This window comes from Streptomyces sp. NPDC051907 (assembly GCF_040681075.1).
GTDB lineage: Bacteria > Actinomycetota > Actinomycetes > Streptomycetales > Streptomycetaceae > Streptomyces.
On sequence record NZ_JBFAYB010000241.1, the window covers coordinates 1 to 1417 of the forward strand.

Genomic DNA, 1417 nt, shown 5'->3' on the forward strand with positions numbered 1-1417 from the left:
AAGGCTGAGACCTGATGCCGAGCCGATTGTGGTGAAGTGGATGATCCTATGCTGTCGAGAAAAGCCTCTAGCGAGTTTCATGGCGGCCCGTACCCTAAACCGACTCAGGTGGTCAGGTAGAGAATACCGAGGCGTTCGGGTGAACTATGGTTAAGGAACTCGGCAAAATGCCCCCGTAACTTCGGGAGAAGGGGGGCCATCACCGGTGAGAGGACTTGCTCCTTGAGCTGGGGGTGGCCGCAGAGACCAGCGAGAAGCGACTGTTTACTAAAAACACAGGTCCGTGCGAAGCCGTAAGGCGATGTATACGGACTGACGCCTGCCCGGTGCTGGAACGTTAAGGGGACCGGTTAGTGACCTTTCGGGGTTGCGAAGCTGAGAACTTAAGCGCCAGTAAACGGCGGTGGTAACTATAACCATCCTAAGGTAGCGAAATTCCTTGTCGGGTAAGTTCCGACCTGCACGAATGGCGTAACGACTTCTCGACTGTCTCAACCATAGGCCCGGTGAAATTGCACTACGAGTAAAGATGCTCGTTTCGCGCAGCAGGACGGAAAGACCCCGGGACCTTTACTACAGTTTGATATTGGTGTTCGGTTCGGCTTGTGTAGGATAGGTGGGAGACTTTGAAGCGGCCACGCCAGTGGTCGTGGAGTCGCCGTTGAAATACCACTCTGGTCGTGCTGGATGTCTAACCTGGGTCCGTGATCCGGATCAGGGACAGTGTCTGATGGGTAGTTTAACTGGGGCGGTTGCCTCCCAAAGGGTAACGGAGGCGCCCAAAGGTTCCCTCAGCCTGGTTGGCAATCAGGTGTTGAGTGTAAGTGCACAAGGGAGCTTGACTGTGAGACCGACGGGTCGAGCAGGGACGAAAGTCGGGACTAGTGATCCGGCGGTGGCTTGTGGAAGCGCCGTCGCTCAACGGATAAAAGGTACCCCGGGGATAACAGGCTGATCTTCCCCAAGAGTCCATATCGACGGGATGGTTTGGCACCTCGATGTCGGCTCGTCGCATCCTGGGGCTGGAGTCGGTCCCAAGGGTTGGGCTGTTCGCCCATTAAAGCGGTACGCGAGCTGGGTTTAGAACGTCGTGAGACAGTTCGGTCCCTATCCGCTGTGCGCGTAGGAGTCTTGAGAAGGGCTGTCCCTAGTACGAGAGGACCGGGACGGACGAACCTCTGGTGTGCCAGTTGTCCTGCCAAGGGCATGGCTGGTTGGCTACGTTCGGAAAGGATAACCGCTGAAAGCATCTAAGCGGGAAGCCTGCTTCGAGATGAGGACTCCCACCTCCTTGAGAGGGTAAGGCTCCCAGTAGACGACTGGGTTGATAGGCCAGATGTGGAAGCCGGGCAACCGGTGGAGCTGACTGGTACTAATAGGCCGAGGGCTTGTCCTCAGTTGCTCGCGTCCACTGTGT

Annotated in this window: 1 rRNA gene; it reads left to right on the forward strand. The window is 56.7% G+C overall.

Annotated elements, in window-relative coordinates:
* Nucleotides 1-1396, forward strand: a 23S ribosomal RNA gene (locus tag AB0M39_RS42075); the annotation flags it as partial.
* Nucleotides 1397-1417 lie beyond the last annotated feature (21 nt).